10 protein-coding genes are annotated in these 16,261 nt (G+C 69.6%); 2 read left to right on the top strand and 8 right to left on the bottom strand.

Annotated elements, in window-relative coordinates; all coding sequences use genetic code 11:
• Positions 1-17: 17 nt before the first annotated feature.
• From SGA01_RS25340 to SGA01_RS25320, 5 genes are all read right to left on the bottom strand, one after another.
• Positions 18-956 carry an RsmA family anti-sigma factor gene (locus SGA01_RS25340; protein ID WP_141298761.1) on the bottom strand — a complete coding sequence of 313 codons (939 nt, stop codon included), beginning with the start codon at positions 954-956 and terminating at the stop codon, positions 18-20.
• The gene (sigM, locus tag SGA01_RS25335; protein ID WP_174867479.1) at positions 953-1,657 is read right to left on the bottom strand and encodes an RNA polymerase sigma factor SigM; all 705 of its coding nucleotides are present in this window, start codon (positions 1,655-1,657) and stop codon (positions 953-955) included. The genes SGA01_RS25340 and sigM overlap by 4 nt, the downstream gene beginning before the upstream one ends.
• A 25-nt stretch (positions 1,658-1,682) precedes the next feature.
• Entirely contained in the window at positions 1,683-3,374 is a 1,692-nt protein-coding gene (locus tag SGA01_RS25330; RefSeq protein ID WP_141298759.1) for a protein kinase family protein, read from the bottom strand.
• A 116-nt stretch (positions 3,375-3,490) separates the two neighbouring features.
• Positions 3,491-5,722: a murein biosynthesis integral membrane protein MurJ gene (murJ, locus tag SGA01_RS25325; RefSeq protein ID WP_141298757.1), complete on the bottom strand. Its 2,232-nt coding sequence runs from the start codon at positions 5,720-5,722 to the stop codon at positions 3,491-3,493.
• A gap of 45 nt (positions 5,723-5,767) precedes the next feature.
• Positions 5,768-8,107: a DUF6049 family protein gene (locus SGA01_RS25320; RefSeq protein ID WP_174867477.1), complete on the bottom strand. Its 2,340-nt coding sequence runs from the start codon at positions 8,105-8,107 to the stop codon at positions 5,768-5,770.
• Positions 8,108-8,297: 190 nt separating this feature from the next.
• On the opposite strand from SGA01_RS25320, the gene SGA01_RS25315 reads away from it, so the two are divergent.
• Complete coding sequence (locus SGA01_RS25315) at positions 8,298-9,740, top strand: CCA tRNA nucleotidyltransferase (RefSeq protein ID WP_055642444.1); 1,443 nt, start codon at positions 8,298-8,300, stop codon at positions 9,738-9,740.
• 119 nt (positions 9,741-9,859) lie between these two features.
• On the opposite strand, the gene SGA01_RS25310 is transcribed toward SGA01_RS25315, so the two are convergent.
• From SGA01_RS25310 to SGA01_RS25300, 3 genes are all read right to left on the bottom strand, one after another.
• Positions 9,860-11,119 carry an MFS transporter gene (locus tag SGA01_RS25310; protein ID WP_141298755.1) on the bottom strand — a complete coding sequence of 420 codons (1,260 nt, stop codon included), beginning with the start codon at positions 11,117-11,119 and terminating at the stop codon, positions 9,860-9,862.
• 80 nt (positions 11,120-11,199) lie between these two features.
• The gene (locus SGA01_RS25305; RefSeq protein ID WP_141298753.1) at positions 11,200-12,282 is read right to left on the bottom strand and encodes an inositol-3-phosphate synthase; all 1,083 of its coding nucleotides are present in this window, start codon (positions 12,280-12,282) and stop codon (positions 11,200-11,202) included.
• 50 nt (positions 12,283-12,332) lie between these two features.
• Positions 12,333-13,013, bottom strand: coding sequence for a PadR family transcriptional regulator (locus SGA01_RS25300; protein WP_024760413.1), 681 nt, complete (start codon positions 13,011-13,013; stop codon positions 12,333-12,335).
• A 370-nt stretch (positions 13,014-13,383) separates the two neighbouring features.
• On the opposite strand from SGA01_RS25300, the gene SGA01_RS25295 reads away from it, so the two are divergent.
• The gene (locus SGA01_RS25295; RefSeq protein WP_141298751.1) at positions 13,384-16,191 is read left to right on the top strand and encodes a transglycosylase domain-containing protein; all 2,808 of its coding nucleotides are present in this window, start codon (positions 13,384-13,386) and stop codon (positions 16,189-16,191) included.
• Positions 16,192-16,261 lie beyond the last annotated feature (70 nt).

Genomic DNA, 16,261 nt, shown 5'->3' with positions numbered 1-16,261 from the left:
CGAGTCACCCCATGAGATCAGGACCGCGGGTACGTCTCGCTGAGCAGGAGGTCGGCTGCGGGGCTTCCGGTGCTCGTGGGCCGGTCGGCGCAGGAGGCGTCGAGGACGAAGGCCTGCACGCGGGTGCTGTCCGCGGGGTCTGCGAGGACCAGCAGATAGGCGGGTGTGCCCTCGTACTCGCCCCGCTCCTGAGCGAGCACGGCGTCACTGCGGCCCGTGCCGGCCAGGACGCAGCCGGGGACGGCAGCACTGTCCCTGTTGCGCTGGGGGCTCTCCGCGGTGCTCTCCGCGGACATCGATTCGGGGCCGATTCCCTGGGGGGTCTTGGCCGTGCCGGGTGCCTCGCCCAGGAGCGCGTGGACGCGTTCCTCGACCGGCGTCCCGGAGAAGGAGCTCATGGCCACCGCGCCGGCGTCCGCCTTCTTGGCTCCGTCCGCGATGTGGGCGGTCTGGCCACCGCCCTGGCTGAGGAGGAGGGTCGTACCGAGGACGGCGGCGGCGAAGGCGGTGCCGATCGTCGAGACCAGGGCGATCCGGCGGCGACGGGGCTTTCCGGGGCGGCCGGGCCCGGTGGCCGCGCTCGGCCGGCCTGCGGGGCGCTCCGCGGCAGGGGAAGGAGCGCCGGAGGCGAGCGGCTCGGTGCGAGGGCGCGATGTTTCACGTGAAACAGGGGTGCCGCTCTCGGGCGCGGTGGCCTGGAGGAGGGCTTCGGCGGCGAGTGCGGCATCGATCCGGCCGGCGATCTCGGCGGGCATGCGGGGCGGTCCGGGCAGCGTGCCCAGGAGGCCCCGGATCTCCTCCAGAGAGGTCCTGACATCCGCGCAGAGGGGACAGCCGTCCAGGTGGCGGCGTACGGCCGCGGAGCGGCTCGGTGACAGGAGCCCCTCGGTCAGATCGGAGATCTCCGAGACGTCCGGGTGCTGTGTCGTGTCGGCCTTGCCGGTCGTGGAAGTCACGCGCGCCCACCTCCGCCCTTCACAGCAGCTGGATCTGTCGGTCCGGTATTCGTCGGCCCCGGCACCGGTGGGACGGATGTCCCCGGCGTCCGGTTCCTTCCCCCTTCGGTGGCCTCGTTACCCACTGTGTCGGCGCGCAGATGAGTGACCATCGGCAGCAGTCGTGACCGCCCCCGCGCGCAGCGGCTTTTCACGGTTCCGGTGGGAACGCCGAGGATACGTGCCGCCTCCGCGACCGGGTATCCCTGCATGTCGACGAGGACGAGTGCGGCGCGCTGGTCCTCGGGGATCAGCGCGAGAGCCGCGAGGACCTGCCGGTGGAGGTCCTGGCGCTCGGCTGGGGCCTCGGCCGACTCGTGGGGGTCCAGGAGCTGCTCGAACCGGTCGGTGTCGTCGACGGGCGAGGTTCTGCGGGAGGCGGCCTTGCGGGCACGGTCGAGACAGGCGTTCACCGTGATGCGGTGGAGCCAGGTCGTGACGGCCGACTGGCCCCGGAAGGTATGGGCGGCCCGGAAGGCGGACAGCAGGGCGTCCTGGAGGGCGTCGGCGGCCTCCTCGCGGTCTCCCAGCGTGCGCAGGGCCACCGCCCACAGACGGTCGCGATGACGCCGCACAAGCTCACTGAAGGCGTCCGGGTCCCCGGCGACATGGCGCGCCAAGAGCTCCTGGTCGCCTGTGGACTCGTCTATCGGAGCGTCCAACGGTGAGCCCCTCCCCGTGCTGTGGTCAGCCCAAGACCTTGATCTCGGCCAGCTTGCCGCGGTAGCCCCCGTCGTTGGCGGGGAGTTCCGTCAGCCAGACCAGAACGTATCGGGTCGTGACCGGCTCGGTGGGCTTCAGTGTCACGTTGCTGCCCGTGCCGGACGCCTGCCTCGTGAACCCGTCGAGCGTGGACGGTGCCGAAGAGGCATCGGAGGGCGCGGTACGGAGCTCCACCTCGGTGCTGCCCAGGAACGACAGGTCGACCGAGCTGACCTTCTGTGCCGTGCCCAGATCGAGGACCATACCCACGCCCGACTTCAGGTTGGCGAAGCCGACACCGCGGTAGTTCACGGTGTGCCAGTAGGTGTTGGGGTCGCCGTCGTAGGCGAGCTGTATGGCCTGGGGGTTCTCCGTGCCGTTGCCCTGCGGGGGCGGGTCGAAGTCCTGGGCCGACACGATGGAGACCGGCTTGGGCGGCTCGGGCTTCTCGTCGACCGTGGGGGACGTGACCGGCGTCTTGGTGGTCGACTCCGGGGCGAGGAGCCGGTCGGCGATCTGCCAGCTGCCCAGGCCCAGGGCGGCGATCAGAAGGGCCGAGACGGCCCACTTCAGCGCGGTGCCGGTACGGCTCTGGAGCGGGGCCGGCGGCGCGATGACCGGCTGGGTGGCGGCGACGGGACGTGCCTGCGGGCGGCCGTACGTGCCCTGCTGGTACGTCGTGCGCTGATAGTCGGGCGGGCTGGGGAACGTCGGCTCCGGCGGCTTGACGCGGGGCATCGCCGCGACGGCCTTGGCCAGCTCGTCCGGGGTGGTGCAGGGCCGGTCCTGGCGGGAGGCGGTGGCTCCGTCGTTGGCGAGGGCGCGCATGGCGATCTCGGAGAGGCCGCGGTGGACCCCGGCACGGACCTGGTCGGGCGAGAGGAGCCCCACGCCCTTGGGGAGGCCGGAGAGCCCGTAGGCGTCGCTGTCGTACGGCCAGCGCTGGGTGAGCGCGGCGTAGAGCAGGGCGCCGATGGCCTCGGTGTCGGTGCGCTGCGGGCGCTCGGCGGTGATGCCGCGCAGGGCGGCGTTCACGGCGAGGCCGCGGATCCGGTACTGGCCGGTGGAGCTGCGCAGGACGGCGCTCGGGGTGAGCCGGAGGTGCGCGAGGCCTTCGCGATGGGCGGCGGCCATGGCCTGCGAGACCTGGCTGACGAGCTGGTAGGCGTCGTGCGCCTCCATCGGGCCGGTCGCGAGCAGCGCGGTCAGCTCGGTGGAGTCGGGCAGCCACTCGTGCACGACGTACACGAGGTCGTTCTCCTCGACGGCGTCGAGGACTTGGACGAACCGGGGGTCGCCGAGCAGCGCCGCGGAACGGGCCGCTGCCAGGACGGAGCGGGCCCGGGGGTGGTCGGCCGGCAGGAGATGGACCCCTACGGCACGGCGCAGTTTCTCGTCGACGGCACGCCAACTGCTGAAGCCGTCCAGACGAGTGACGCACTCCTCCAGCCGGTACCGTCTGGCCAGCTTGTGACCGCTGTGCAGTTCGGGTGCCGTGATGGAAGGCTGTTCGCCGCTCTGTCGTTCGACCGCCTTGCTCCCCGTGGCCTCGGCGGTCTTCTCCGCCATCTTCTGCGTTGTCGCCACCCCGTCGGTCGCGGCCTTGTCCGCCTTGGCGGTCAGCGGCTCGTCACCGCTGTCGGCCACGTCGACGGCAGCCGTGCTACGTTCCGCCACCGTCGTCCTGCCTCCCCATCCGTTGCGCCACTTCCAACAGCCATGCCAATTGTGCCCACAGTCCGACGCTATGCACGACACGCGGTCCCCGCCGATGGTTGTGCGGGGACGTCGATTCAGCGTCCCAGGCGTCCCCGCACCATGCCGACCAGGGTGTTCAGCTCCGTGATCCGCATGCGCTTGGCCGCGACGAAGAAGACACCCAGGAGGACTGCTCCGCCGATGAGCAGGGCGACGAGGGAGCCCAGGGCACCCTCGCCCAGGAGCTTCAGCAGGCCGAAGCCGACGGCGCCGGCCACGATCGCCGCGGGCACGGAGGCCATGCAGAGTCGCGCGTAGGTCCGCATCACCTGGGTGCCGTCCAGGTCGCCGCCGAGGCGCTTGCGCAGGCGGCGCCATGCGATGCCGACGCCGACGGCGTAGGCGAGTCCGTAGGAGGCGGCCATGCCGACGACGGCCCACTGCGCGGGCAGGAGGACGTAACAGAGGGCGGAGGCAGCCGCGTTCACGGCGGCGACGATGACCGTGTTGTAGAAGGGCGTCCGGGTGTCCTCGTAGGCGTAGAAGCCGCGGAGCACGACGTACTGGACGGAGTAGGGGATCAGGCCGAGTCCGAAGGCCATCAGGATGAAGCCCATGCCCTGGGCGGCCTCGACGCCGCTGGAGGCGTAGAGCAGGGTGCACATCGGGACGCCGAGGGCCAGGAAGGCGAAGGAGACCGGGACGATCGCGACGGCCGAGTTGCGCAGGCCCTGCGAGATGTCGTCGCGGACGGCGCCCGGGTCGTCGTCGTGGGCGGCGCGGGAGATCCGCGGCAGCAGCGCGGCCATGACGGAGACGGTGATGATGGCCTGCGGCATGCCCCAGATCAGCTGGGCGTTGGAGTAGGCGAGGAAGCCGGCGCCGTTCTTCCCCGACTCCTGACCGGCGGCCGTGGCCAGCTGGGTGACGACCAGGACGCCCGCCTGGTTGGCGAGGACGAAGAGGACGGTCCACTTCGCGAGCTTCACCGTCTTGCCGAGCCCGTGACCCTTCCAGTCGAAGCGGGGCCGGAAGCGGAAGCCCGTCTCGCGGAGGTACGGGATCATCGCCAGCGCCTGCACGACGAGCCCGAGGAGCGTGCCGATGCCGAGCAGGCGGATGCCCTCGTCGGGAATGGTCTGGACGCCCATGTGGGATTCGGCGGAGGTGCCGTAGACCCAGATGAACAGGCCGAACGTGACGATCATGACGATGTTGTTGAGGACCGGCGTCCACATCATCGCGCCGAACTTGCCGCGCGCGTTGAGGATCTGGCCCATCACCACGTGCACACCCATGAAGAAGATCGTGGGCAGGCAGTAGCGCGCGAAGGTCACGGCCACGCTGTTGGCCGCGGCGTCGTCGGCGATCGTGTTCGACATCAGCCGGACCAGCACCGGTGCGGCGAGGACCGCCGCCACGACGATCAGACCGAGTGCCACCATCACCAGGGTGAGCAGACGGTTGGCGTAGGCCTCGCCGCCGTCCTCGTCGTTCTTCATGGAGCGGACGAGCTGGGGGACGAAGACCGAGTTGAGGCCGCCGCCGACGGTGAGGATGTAGATCATCGTCGGCAGGGTGTAGGCGATGGTGAAGGTGTCACCGAGCAGTGCGGCGCCGAGCGCACCGGTGATCACCAGGCTGCGGACGAAGCCGGTGAGCCGGGAGACCAGGGTGCCGGCCGCCATCACGGCGCTCGACTTGAGCAGCCCGGAGGCGCGGCCGGACTTCTTTGGCGCGGGGGCGGGAACGGGCATGGGGTCCGGCTCCGAGGCGGGCGGGGGCACCTGGCCGGGCGTCTGCTGGTCCCGGTAGAGGTGCGCGAACGCGTCCGGCTCGGGCTGCTCCTCGCCGGCGCGGGTCACCAGGTCGTCGACTCCGGTGAACTGCACCGTGCGGGCGTCGTCGCCGTACGGCAGGTGACGCGAGGGGCCGTCGGGCTCGGGCGCCGGGGTCTGCGCCCACACGCGGGGGTCCGGGGCGTGCTGGGGCGTGGCGGGCTGCTGGTAGAGCGGCTGGGGCTCCTGGTAGGTGCCGGGCGGGGGCGGCGGGTGCGCGGCGCGGTCGTAGAGCGCCTCGGTCACCGGGTCCTGCGCGGAGAGGTCCTGGGCCCGGTACGGGTCGTGGGTGAAGGCGTCCTGGACGTACGGGTCCTGGGCGTACGGGTTCTGCGCGTAGGGGTCCTGCCCGTGCGGGTCGGGGACGCCCTGCTGAGCGGAGGGGGGCACCGGTGGATACCCGGAACCGGGGGGTGCCGCGGGCGTCCCACCGGACGGCGCGGTGCCGCCCGCGCCCTGGCCGCGGTCACCGTCGTACGGCGCGTTCATGGTTACCCCACCTCATCGTCCCCGGCCGACCGGCCACGACATCGCTCAACGGTCCACTTTCTCACCCGGGCCCGACGGGTCGCCGCTTTCGGACCCGGTGTCCGGTGTCGGGTCACTCGGCTGCTCGGGTTCGTCGTCCTCGACGTCCTCGCCGTTCCCGGTGTCCTCGGGATCGGTCTCCGTGCCCGGCTCGGATTCCTCGGTCTCGGCCTTCCTGGCCGCGACCCGCTTGCGCTGGCTGTACATCCGCACGCCGGCGAGGACGAGGAGCAGCACACCGCCGGCGATCACGAGCATCACCGTGGCGGTGATCTCGGAGACCTTGACGTTGAAGGTCATCGGCTGCCCGTACGGGGTGCCGTCCGCGGTGTAGAGCTGGGCCGTCATCGGGACCTGGCCGTTGACGTTGGCCGACGCCTCGAACTTCACCGACTGGCTGTGCCCGGCGTTGATCTTCACGGGGAGCTCGGCGTATCGCCTGCCGTTCAGCTCCAGCCGGTTTCCGTTGCCCGAGGTGAGGCGCAGTACCAGGTCGTCCACGCCCTGCAGGAGCTTGTTCTGGACGGTCACGGGGATCGTCGCACTGCGGCCGGACAGCGTGAGGTCCGACTTGTCGACCAGCTGGATGCCCTCGGTGAGGTCCTGCAGGTACTGCTGGACGTCGTTCCGGTAGACGGCGGCCGCCCTGGCCTGACCGCGCCAGGAGGTGGACATCTCGCGGTTGATCGCGTTGCCGAACGGGGTCACGACACGGTCCGGGAGCGTCAGGACGATCTTGAAGTCGTCCAGTTCGTCGCGGGTGGTCTTCATGTCGCGGAAGGTCTGGACGGGCAGTTCCCGGTCGCGCAGCTTCTTCGGGTACCGGGAGCCGCTGGGCACCGTGGTGGACGCGTCCGGGTCGGGCTTGGCCACGGCCGCCGCCTGGAGGTCGATCGGATGGCTCCAGCGCTGGGCCGCCAGGCCGCGCAGGGCGGTCGCCATCGCCTGCGCCTGGGAGACGCTCGGCACCCGCTGCGGGGCGACCACGACGCTGCGCTGCTGCTCCGGCTGTTCCAGGGTGATCGCGAGTGACTGCGCGAGGAACTCCTGGACCGCGAGGGTCGAGTTCTCCGTGCGGACCATGTCGCCCTCGAAGGCGGTGGAGAGAAGCTTGTCGCTCACGACGGCCGTCGTGCTGCCGTTGCCGAGGGGGCGGGCCGCCGTCGGCGTGTAGGAGAGGTCGTCGCGGACGCTGTCGCTGCGGGCGATCACCTTGTTGGCGCCGGCCGAGGTGGCGACGGCCACGATCGAGGGGTCGACGGCCCCTTCCACCGGCCAGGTGAAGTCGGTGGACGGCTGGACGTGGAGGACGGTCTCGACGGTCGTCTCCGCGAGCGAGGTCGCCGACTGGAGGTGGCCGAGGGAGCCCGGGACGTCCTTGCCGCGGTGGGCCAGGGAAGCGAGGTCGGGGTCGGCGAACGGCAGGGCGACGATCTTGCGGCCCTGGACCGCCTTCTCCAGCGCGTTCAGCCACTGCTCGGCCACGGCCTTGTTCTTGCCCGGGACGTGGGCGGTGCCGTCCTTGACGCGGTAGCCGTTGGCCATGGCGTCGACGGTGGCCAGCAGGTCCGGGTCGATCACCCAGGTCACCGGCAGGTCCTTGCCCAGCGAGACCATCTGCTCCAGACGGCCGCCCGGACGTAGCTCGGCGGCCAGGGCGTCGTCCTCGAAGACCGGGGTCTGCTGATCGTCCGTGGCCGTCTCCGCCGAGACGTGGGCCGAGGAGATCAGCGGCCAGAGGTAGGTGAGCTGGGTCTTCTTCTCGGTGGCTTCCGGCTGGTAGGGCAGGAACGTCCGCTCGATGCCGAGGACCCGGTCGTAGCGCTGGCTCGAGGTCTGGCCGGTGAGCGAGACGCCGAGCTGGTAGACGCCCGACTCGTCGAGCCCGAGCTCGGAGACCGGGACCGTGAGGGAGAAGTCAGCGCTGAGCCCGGCACCGAGGCGGGCGATCTTGACGGTGGGAGCCTCGGCGAGCGGAGCGGGGTCGCTGTCGCCGCGGTAGCCGGTGCGGTCCGACACCTGGTCGATCTCGCTGCGGCTCGTCATCATCGGGCCGACCCGTAGATTCACGGTCGCATCGGTGATGGTCTTCTTGCCCCGGTTGGTGACCGTCCCCGAGACGGTGACGGTGTCACCTTCCACAGGTGCGGTCGGAGACAGCGTGTCGAGAGACACGTCGACGGTCTTGGAGACGGCGGCCTCCTCGGCGGCGTCCGCCGGTGTGGCGGTCGGGGCCTGGAGCAGCCCGGCGAGCAGCGGCGCGCCGACGGCGACCGTGATGGTGCGCCGCAGCCATCGGCGGGCAGGGGAGGGACCGGTTCCCTGAATGTCTGCCGCCTCGCCCACGCGTTCGCCCATCCTCGTCGTTGTCTGTGGTGCCAGTGGTTTCGATGGTTCCCGGTTGCTGTGTCCAGGCATGGTAACGAGGCACGCCGGGGGCAAGTGCCGGGGACTGCTCCAGCTGATGGGGCCGTGTGTCCGGCCCGGGGGAAAACGGGGACGCCGCGGTGGACCGGGGCACGTACCCTTTTCTGTTGTGCCGAACGCCAACGAAGACACCCCGACCGCACTGAGCCAGGTGCAACGCCGCGCGGTCAGCGAACTGCTGCGTGTGTCCCCTGTCGCCGACGACCTTGCCCGCCGCTTCCAGGAGGCCGGGTTCAGCCTCGCGCTGGTCGGTGGCTCGGTACGGGATGCCCTGCTCGGCCGGCTCGGCAACGACCTGGACTTCACCACCGACGCCCGCCCCGAGGACGTTCTGAAGATCGTTCGTCCGTGGGCCGACTCCGTCTGGGAGGTCGGGATCGCCTTCGGGACGGTCGGCTCGCAGAAGGACGGCTACCAGATCGAGGTCACGACGTACCGCTCCGAGGCGTACGACCGGACCTCCCGGAAGCCCGAGGTCTCCTACGGCGACTCCATCGACCAGGACCTCGTCCGGCGTGACTTCACCGTCAACGCCATGGCCGTGGCCCTCCCCGAGAAGGAGTTCATCGATCCGTACGGCGGCCTGGAGGACCTGGCCGCCCGGGTCCTGCGTACGCCGGGAACGCCCGAGGAGTCCTTCTCCGACGACCCTCTGCGCATGATGCGGGCCGCGCGGTTCGCCGCCCAGCTGGACTTCGAGGTGGCACCCGAGGTCGTCACGGCGATGCGCGAGATGTCCGGCCGGATCGAGATCGTCTCCGCCGAGCGGGTCCGGGAAGAGCTCAACAAGCTGCTGGTCTCGGCGCACCCCCGGAAGGGCCTCGGCCTGCTCGTGGACACGGGTCTCGCCGACCACGTCATCCCCGAGCTGCCCGCCCTGCGCCTGGAGAGCGACGAGCACCACCGCCACAAGGACGTCTACGAGCACTCGCTGACCGTCCTCGACCAGGCGATCGACCTGGAGGAGGACGGCCCTGACCTGGTGCTGCGCCTGGCCGCCCTGCTCCACGACATCGGCAAGCCGCGCACCCGTCGCTTCGAGAAGGACGGCCGGGTCTCGTTCCACCACCACGAGGTGGTGGGCGCGAAGATGACCAAGAAGCGCATGACCGCGCTGAAGTACTCCAACGAAATGATCAAGGACGTCTCGCGGCTGGTCGAGCTGCACCTCCGCTTCCACGGATACGGGGACGGCGAGTGGACCGACTCGGCGGTGCGGCGCTATGTCCGCGACGCGGGACCGCTGCTCTCGCGGCTGCACAAGCTGACCCGTTCGGACTGCACCACGCGCAACAAGCGCAAGGCGACGGCGCTCTCCCGCACCTATGACGGCCTGGAGGAGCGCATCGCCCAGCTCCAGGAGCAGGAGGAGCTGGACGCGATCCGTCCTGACCTGGACGGCAACCAGATCCAGGAGATCCTCGGGATCGGGCCCGGTCCGGCCATCGGTCAGGCGTACAAGTTCCTGCTGGAGCTCCGGCTGGAGAACGGGCCGATGGAGCACGACCAGGCGATCGCGGCACTCAAGGAGTGGTGGGCCGCGCGCGGCTGAGGGGAGCCGGGCCGATCGGAGTGATGTTTCACGTGAAACACCCGCGTTTCACGTGAAACATCCGCGCGAACGAGACCGCGGCGACGAGGCGGTGGAGGGGTGATGTTTCACGTGAAACATCACCCCTCCGTGCGTTTCCTGTGCAGTACCAGCGCGATCGCCGCGTAGAGCACCGCCACCAGGACGACCAGCAACGGTGAGCGGCCGTCCGGTGGCAGCATCAGCGCGGCGATGCCCGCCGCAGCCACGAAGGCGACGTTGAACAGCACGTCGTAGAGGGAGAACACCCGACCTCGGTAGGCGTCGTCCACGTTCGTCTGCACCACCGTGTCCGTCGCGATCTTGGCTCCCTGGGTGATGAGCCCGAGGACGAAGGCGGCGACGAGGAAAGGTACGGGGTCGAAGAACAGGCCGAGCATCGGCTCCAGGACGGCGGCCATCCCGGCGCACAGGGTCATCCAGCCGAAGGGCCCCAGCCGTCCGACCGCCCAAGGGGAGAGGACGGCCGCCGCGAAGAACCCGGCCCCCGAGGCGGCGACGGCGATCCCCAGGAGGCCGAGACCCTCGGACTCCGTGGTGCTCCAGGCATAGCGGCTGAGCATGAGCACGGTGACGAGCAGGGCGCCGTAGCAGAAGCGCATCAGGGCCACCGCGGTCAGCGCCCTGGCGGCGGGCCGTCGCTCGGCCAGGTGTCGTACTCCCTCGACCAGTCCTCGGGCCGTGGATGCCAGGGCCGAGGCGATTCGCTGAGGGGCGAGCTCCTGATCGGGGCCGAGAAGCCCTCGGGGGATGCGCAGGGAGGCGAGGGCCGACAGGAGGTAGAGAGCGGCGCCGAAGGCCACCGCCGCCGCGTCGGACTCGTCGGTGAGCAACCGGATACCGAAGGCCAGACCGCCCCCGAGTGTCGCGGCGAGGGTGCCGGCCGTCGGGGAGAGCGAGTTCGCCACGACCAGCCGTTCCTCGTCGACGACCCGGGGGAGCGCGGCCGAGAGCCCGGCGAGTACGAAGCGGTTGACCGCCGTGACGGAGAGCGCGGAGGCGTAGAAGAGCCAGTCAGGGACGGAGGCGACGATGAGCACGGCGGTTCCGCAGGCGAGCAGGGCCCGCAGGAGGTTGCCGTACAGAAAGACCTGTCGGCGCTGCCAGCGGTCGAGGAAGACACCGGCGAAGGGCCCGACGAGCGAGTACGGGAGCAGGAGCACGGCCATGGCGGAGGCGATGGCGGTGGCTGAGGTCTGCTTCTCGGGGGAGAAGACGACGTACGTGGCCAGGGCCACCTGGTAGACACCGTCGGCGCCCTGGGAGAGCAGCCGGACGGCGAGCAGGCGGCGGAAGTTCGTCAGGCGCAGGAGTACGCGCAGATCACGTACGACGGACATGGCAGCAAGACTCACATACGAAGAGGGCCCCCGGGCAGCACCGCGGGGACCCTCTTCGACAAGCGTGTGGCGCTTAGCGCTTAGCGCTCGACCTCGCCCTTGATGAACTTCTCGACGTTGGCCAGGGCCTCGTCGTCGAAGTACTGGACCGGCGGGCTCTTCATGAAGTAGCTCGACGCGGAGAGGATGGGGCCGCCGATGCCGCGGTCCTTGGCGATCTTCGCGGCGCGCAGGGCGTCGATGATGACACCCGCGGAGTTCGGGGAGTCCCAGACCTCGAGCTTGTACTCCAGGTTCAGCGGAACGTCACCGAAGGCGCGGCCCTCGAGGCGCACGTACGCCCACTTGCGGTCGTCCAGCCAGGCCACGTAGTCCGACGGGCCGATGTGGACGTTCTTCTCGCCCAGCTCGCGGTCCGGGATCTGCGAGGTGACGGCCTGCGTCTTGGAGATCTTCTTGGACTCGAGGCGGTCGCGCTCGAGCATGTTCTTGAAGTCCATGTTGCCGCCGACGTTGAGCTGCATGGTGCGCTCAAGACGGACACCGCGGTCCTCGAACAGCTTCGCCATCACGCGGTGCGTGATGGTCGCGCCGACCTGCGACTTGATGTCGTCGCCGACGATCGGGACGCCCGCCTCGGTGAACTTGTCCGCCCACTCCTTGGTGCCGGCGATGAAGACCGGGAGAGCGTTGACGAACGCGACCTTGGCGTCGATGGCGCACTGCGCGTAGAACTTCGCAGCGTCCTCGGAGCCCACGGGCAGGTAGCAGACGAGAACGTCGACCTGGCGGTCCTTGAGGATCTGGACGACGTCGACCGGCTCCTCGGCGGACTCCTCGATGGTCATGCGGTAGTACTTACCGAGACCGTCGAACGTGTGACCACGCTGGACCGTGACGCCCGCGTTCGGGACGTCGCAGATCTTGATGGTGTTGTTCTCGCTGGCGCCGATGGCGTCCGAGAGGTCGAGGCCGACCTTCTTCGCGTCGACGTCGAACGCGGCGACGAACTCGACGTCACCGACGTGGTAGTCGCCGAACTGGACGTGCATCAGGCCGGGCACCTTGGCCGCCGGGTCGGCGTCCTTGTAGTACTCGACGCCCTGGACCAGCGAGGCGGCGCAGTTGCCCACGCCGACGATGGCTACGCGAACCGAACCCATTTCCGGTTGCTCCCTGTTGTGATCGTGGAAGCCCTGCTGTGCGCAGGGTTTCACTTGGCGGTGTCGTCGGACGGATCCGGCCGGGTACTGCCCCCGTGCCGGGGCAGGCCGCCCGTTTCTCCAGAATCGTTGTCGTGCAGAGCGGGGGCGTCGGGGCCGGATCGCTGATCCCGCCCCGCCCGCTCGCTCTCGATGAGCTCGTTCAGCCAGCGCACTTCGCGCTCCACGGACTCCATACCGTGGCGCTGCAGCTCAAGCGTGTAGTCGTCGAGTCGTTCGCGGGTCCGGGCCAGGGAGGCGCGCATCTTCTCCAGGCGCTCCTCCAGCCGGCTGCGGCGGCCTTCGAGCACCCGCATCCGTACTTCGCGCTCGGTCTGACCGAAGAAGGCGAAGCGGGCCGCGAAGTGCTCGTCCTCCCAGGCGTCGGGGCCGGTGTGGGTGAGGAGCTCCTCGAAGTGCTCCTTACCTTCCGGTGTCAACCGGTAGACGATCTTGGCCCGGCGTCCTGCGAGTGAAGCGGCGAGGGCCTCCTCGGGGGCGCTGCCCGGCTCCTCGATCAACCAGCCGTTGGCGACCAGCGTCTTGAGGCAGGGATACAGCGTCCCGTAGCTGAAGGCCCGGAAGACCCCCAGCGAGGTGTTGAGGCGCTTCCGCAGCTCGTACCCGTGCATCGGGGCCTCGCGGAGCAGGCCGAGAACGGCGAACTCGAGGATGCCTGAGCGCCTGCTCATCCGTCGCCTCCTCCGCTTCTCGGGACCCTTATGCCGTGCTGATGTATCGACTCGATACATCAGCACGATAGAACGGCCTCACTGTCTCGACAAGTGGGACCGCCGTGACCGGCGTCACATCGTCAATTCACAGCGATCGACTTGCCTGATTTGGGGTGAACTCCGGCCCTACGTGGGTTTTGGCCGTGCGTAGTCTGTGCGGCATGCAGACCACCGGGAACCAAGCGATGCCGTGGGGCGTCAGTGCTGCGGGTGACCGGCTGCGTTACGGAGGGGCCTCCGATGGGGTTCCGCCCGTGCGCATTTCGGGGGGACCGGAACTCAACTGCCGCTTCCAGGCGTACGCGCCTGCCCGAGGAGTAGTCGTTCGATGAGCGAGCATCGTCGCAAAATGTCGCCGCAGGAGCCGCCGACAGGTGGCCGCGCGGCGACACGGCGCGCTGCCCAGCAGCCGGTGGGCCGCAGGTCGGCCCCGGCCCAGGATGTCGTTACGAGGGCCCCTGTGGCCTCGTACGGACCGCCTTCTTCCCATGGGGAGGAGCCGCCTGCCTACGGCGGTCGCGCGGAGGCCCGTCGGGCCGCGCAGCGTGGCGGCCGTCGAAGGGGTGCCGAGGCCGGCCCCGGAGGCCCTGGTGGCCCTGGCGGTCCCGGTGGAGGACGCCGCGGTGGTGGCGGTGGCGGCGGTCGCGGCAGCGGTCCGGGGCGGGGCTCCGGCGGTCGTCCGCCGGGCAAGAAGCGCATCATCGACTATCCGCGGCACGACAAGTACGGCTGGCGTCGCTGGATGCCCTCGTGGAAGCTCGTGACGGGCACCTTCCTGGTGTTCGTCGGCGTGCTCATGGGCGGTGCGGTCTTCGCGTACTCCCAGGTCACCATCCCCGAGACGGACGAGACCGCGGTCTCGCAGAACAACATCTACTACTGGGCCGACGGCTCGCGCATGGTCGCGACCGGCAGTGGTACGAACCGTCAGATCGTCGGGATCGAGCAGATCCCGAGGGTCATGCAGGAGGCCGTGGTCTCGGCCGAGAACAAGACCTTCTGGGACGACTCGGGCATCGACCCGATGGGCATGGGCCGCGCCGTGTGGAACATGGCCAAGGGCGGCGAGACCCAGGGCGGCTCGACCATCACCCAGCAGTACGTGAAGAACAACCGGCTCAACGACCAGTCGCAGACCCTCACCCGGAAGGTGAAGGAACTCTTCATCTCCATGAAGGTCGGCAACGACGTGGGCAAGCCCGAGATTATGGCCGGTTACCTGAACACCTCGTACTACGGGCGTGGTGCCTACGGCATCCAGGCAGCCTCCCGCGCGTACTTCAACAAGGACGCCAAGCACCTCAACGCCAGTGAGTCGGCGCTGCTCACGGCGGTGCTCAAGGGCGCGACGTACTACGACCCGGCCGGCTACCCCGAGATCGACCCCGAGGCCACGCCCGACAAGAACCTCGACCGGGCCACCAAGCGGTGGAGCTGGATCCTGGACGAGATGGTCAAGGACGGCAAGATCACGGCCGAGGAGCGTGCCAAGTACACGGCGTTCCCCAAGGTCCAGAAGCGCAAGCAGGACGCGCAGCTGAGCGGTCAGATCGGCTACCTCGTCAGCACGGCCAAGGCGAACTACATCAACAACAACACCGACGGCATCGGCGCCAAGGAGCTGGAGCGCGGCGGCTACGAGATCTACACCACCTTCGAGAAGAAGAAGGTGAACGACCTCGAGGCCGCGGTCAAGAAGGTCTACGACGAGAACATCGACCCGAAGAAGCGGCCGAAGACGGACACCAACGTCCAGTTCGGCGGTGCCTCCGTGAACGCGCAGACGGGCGCGCTGGTCGCGATCTACGGCGGCGCCGACGCCACCAAGCACTTCACCAACAACGCCGACACGACCGGTGCCCAGGTCGGATCGACCTTCAAGCCCTTCGTGCTCGCCGCCGCGATGCAGTACGGCGTCCGGGACAAGGAACTCGGTCCCGTCCAGGACGAGTCCTCCCGCACGATCGTGGACCCGGACAAGAGCCGCTACTCCGGCAAGAACAAGCTGAAGATCCGGCAGTACGACGGCGAGATCTGGGAGAACGAGAAGGGCGAGGAGTGGTTCCAGACCAATGACGGCGACGCGAGCTACGGGTCCATGACCCTTCGCCGCGCCATGATCAAGTCGGCCAACTCCCCGTACGTGCAGCTCGGCATGGACATCGGCATCGACAAGGTCCGCGCCGCCGCCGTCAGCGCCGGTCTGCGCGAGGACTCGCTCGTCAAGGGCGAGGTGCCCTCCTTCTCCCTCGGTATCTCCAGCCCGAGCGCGATCCGGATGGCCGGCGCCTACGCGACCTTCGCCGACAACGGCCAGCAGAAGGACCCGTTCTCGGTGACCAAGGTGGTCAAGGGCGGAAAGACCGTCTACAAGCACGAGGCCAAGACCGTGCAGGCCTTCTCGACGGCCATCGCCAGCAACGTCACCGACGTCCTCCGGTCTGTCGTGGAGGACCCGGAGGGCACCGGCCGCAAGGCCGCGATCCCGGGCCGCGCGGTGGCCGGCAAGACCGGTACGACCGACGGCAACAAGTCGGCCTGGTTCGTGGGCTACACCCCGCAGCTGTCGACCGCCATCGACATGTACCGCTTCGACGACGACGAGACGAAGAAGAACCGCGAGTTCGAGGAGATGTACGGCACGGGTGACCGGGACACCATCCACGGTTCGTCGTTCCCCTCGCAGATCTGGAACGACTACATGACGGATGCCGTCGCGGACATGCCGGACGTGAAGTTCCCCGAGCCCGAGGACCTGGAGAACGCCGAGCCGGTCTTCGGCGGTGGCGCCACCAGCCCGACGCCTTCGCCGACGGCCACCCCGACGCCCACCGAGACCACGGCGACGCCGACGACCGAGGCGCCGACGACGACTCCCCCGGCCACCCCGACGACGACTCCCCCGACGAGGCCGACGAGGTCGCCGAAGCCGGGCAAGACGACCTGCAACGTCTGGGACCTGGACTGCAACGACCCGGGTGGCGATCCGGGCGGCAACACGGGTGAGCCGACGACCACGCCGCCGACCACGACGGAGGCGCCGACGCCGACCGACTCGGCGACGACGGAGGACCCGGGCAACGGGACTGGCAAGCCCGGCGGCGGCAACGGAGACGACGGGGCCTGGACTCCCTGATCCCGGCCGCGCCCTTCCCGGGGCACACGGCGAGGGCCGTCGCGTCCGTCCGTACCTTCCGTACGGACCG

Source organism: Streptomyces gardneri, from assembly GCF_006539185.1.
GTDB lineage: Bacteria > Actinomycetota > Actinomycetes > Streptomycetales > Streptomycetaceae > Streptomyces > Streptomyces gardneri.
The sequence above is the reverse complement of the archived record's forward strand: the minus strand, read 5'-3'. Positions and strand labels throughout refer to the sequence as shown.

Excerpts from the sequence above, each read along its gene's own strand:
- SGA01_RS25295 (WP_141298751.1), top strand. The coding sequence starts at position 13,384 with ATGAGCGAGCATCGTCGCAAAATGTCGCCGCAGGAGCCGCCGACAGGT.
- SGA01_RS25310 (WP_141298755.1), bottom strand. The coding sequence starts at position 11,119 with ATGTCCGTCGTACGTGATCTGCGCGTACTCCTGCGCCTGACGAACTTC.
- SGA01_RS25305 (WP_141298753.1), bottom strand. The coding sequence starts at position 12,282 with ATGGGTTCGGTTCGCGTAGCCATCGTCGGCGTGGGCAACTGCGCCGCC.
- murJ (WP_141298757.1), bottom strand. The coding sequence starts at position 5,722 with ATGAACGCGCCGTACGACGGTGACCGCGGCCAGGGCGCGGGCGGCACC.
- SGA01_RS25300 (WP_024760413.1), bottom strand. The coding sequence starts at position 13,013 with ATGAGCAGGCGCTCAGGCATCCTCGAGTTCGCCGTTCTCGGCCTGCTC.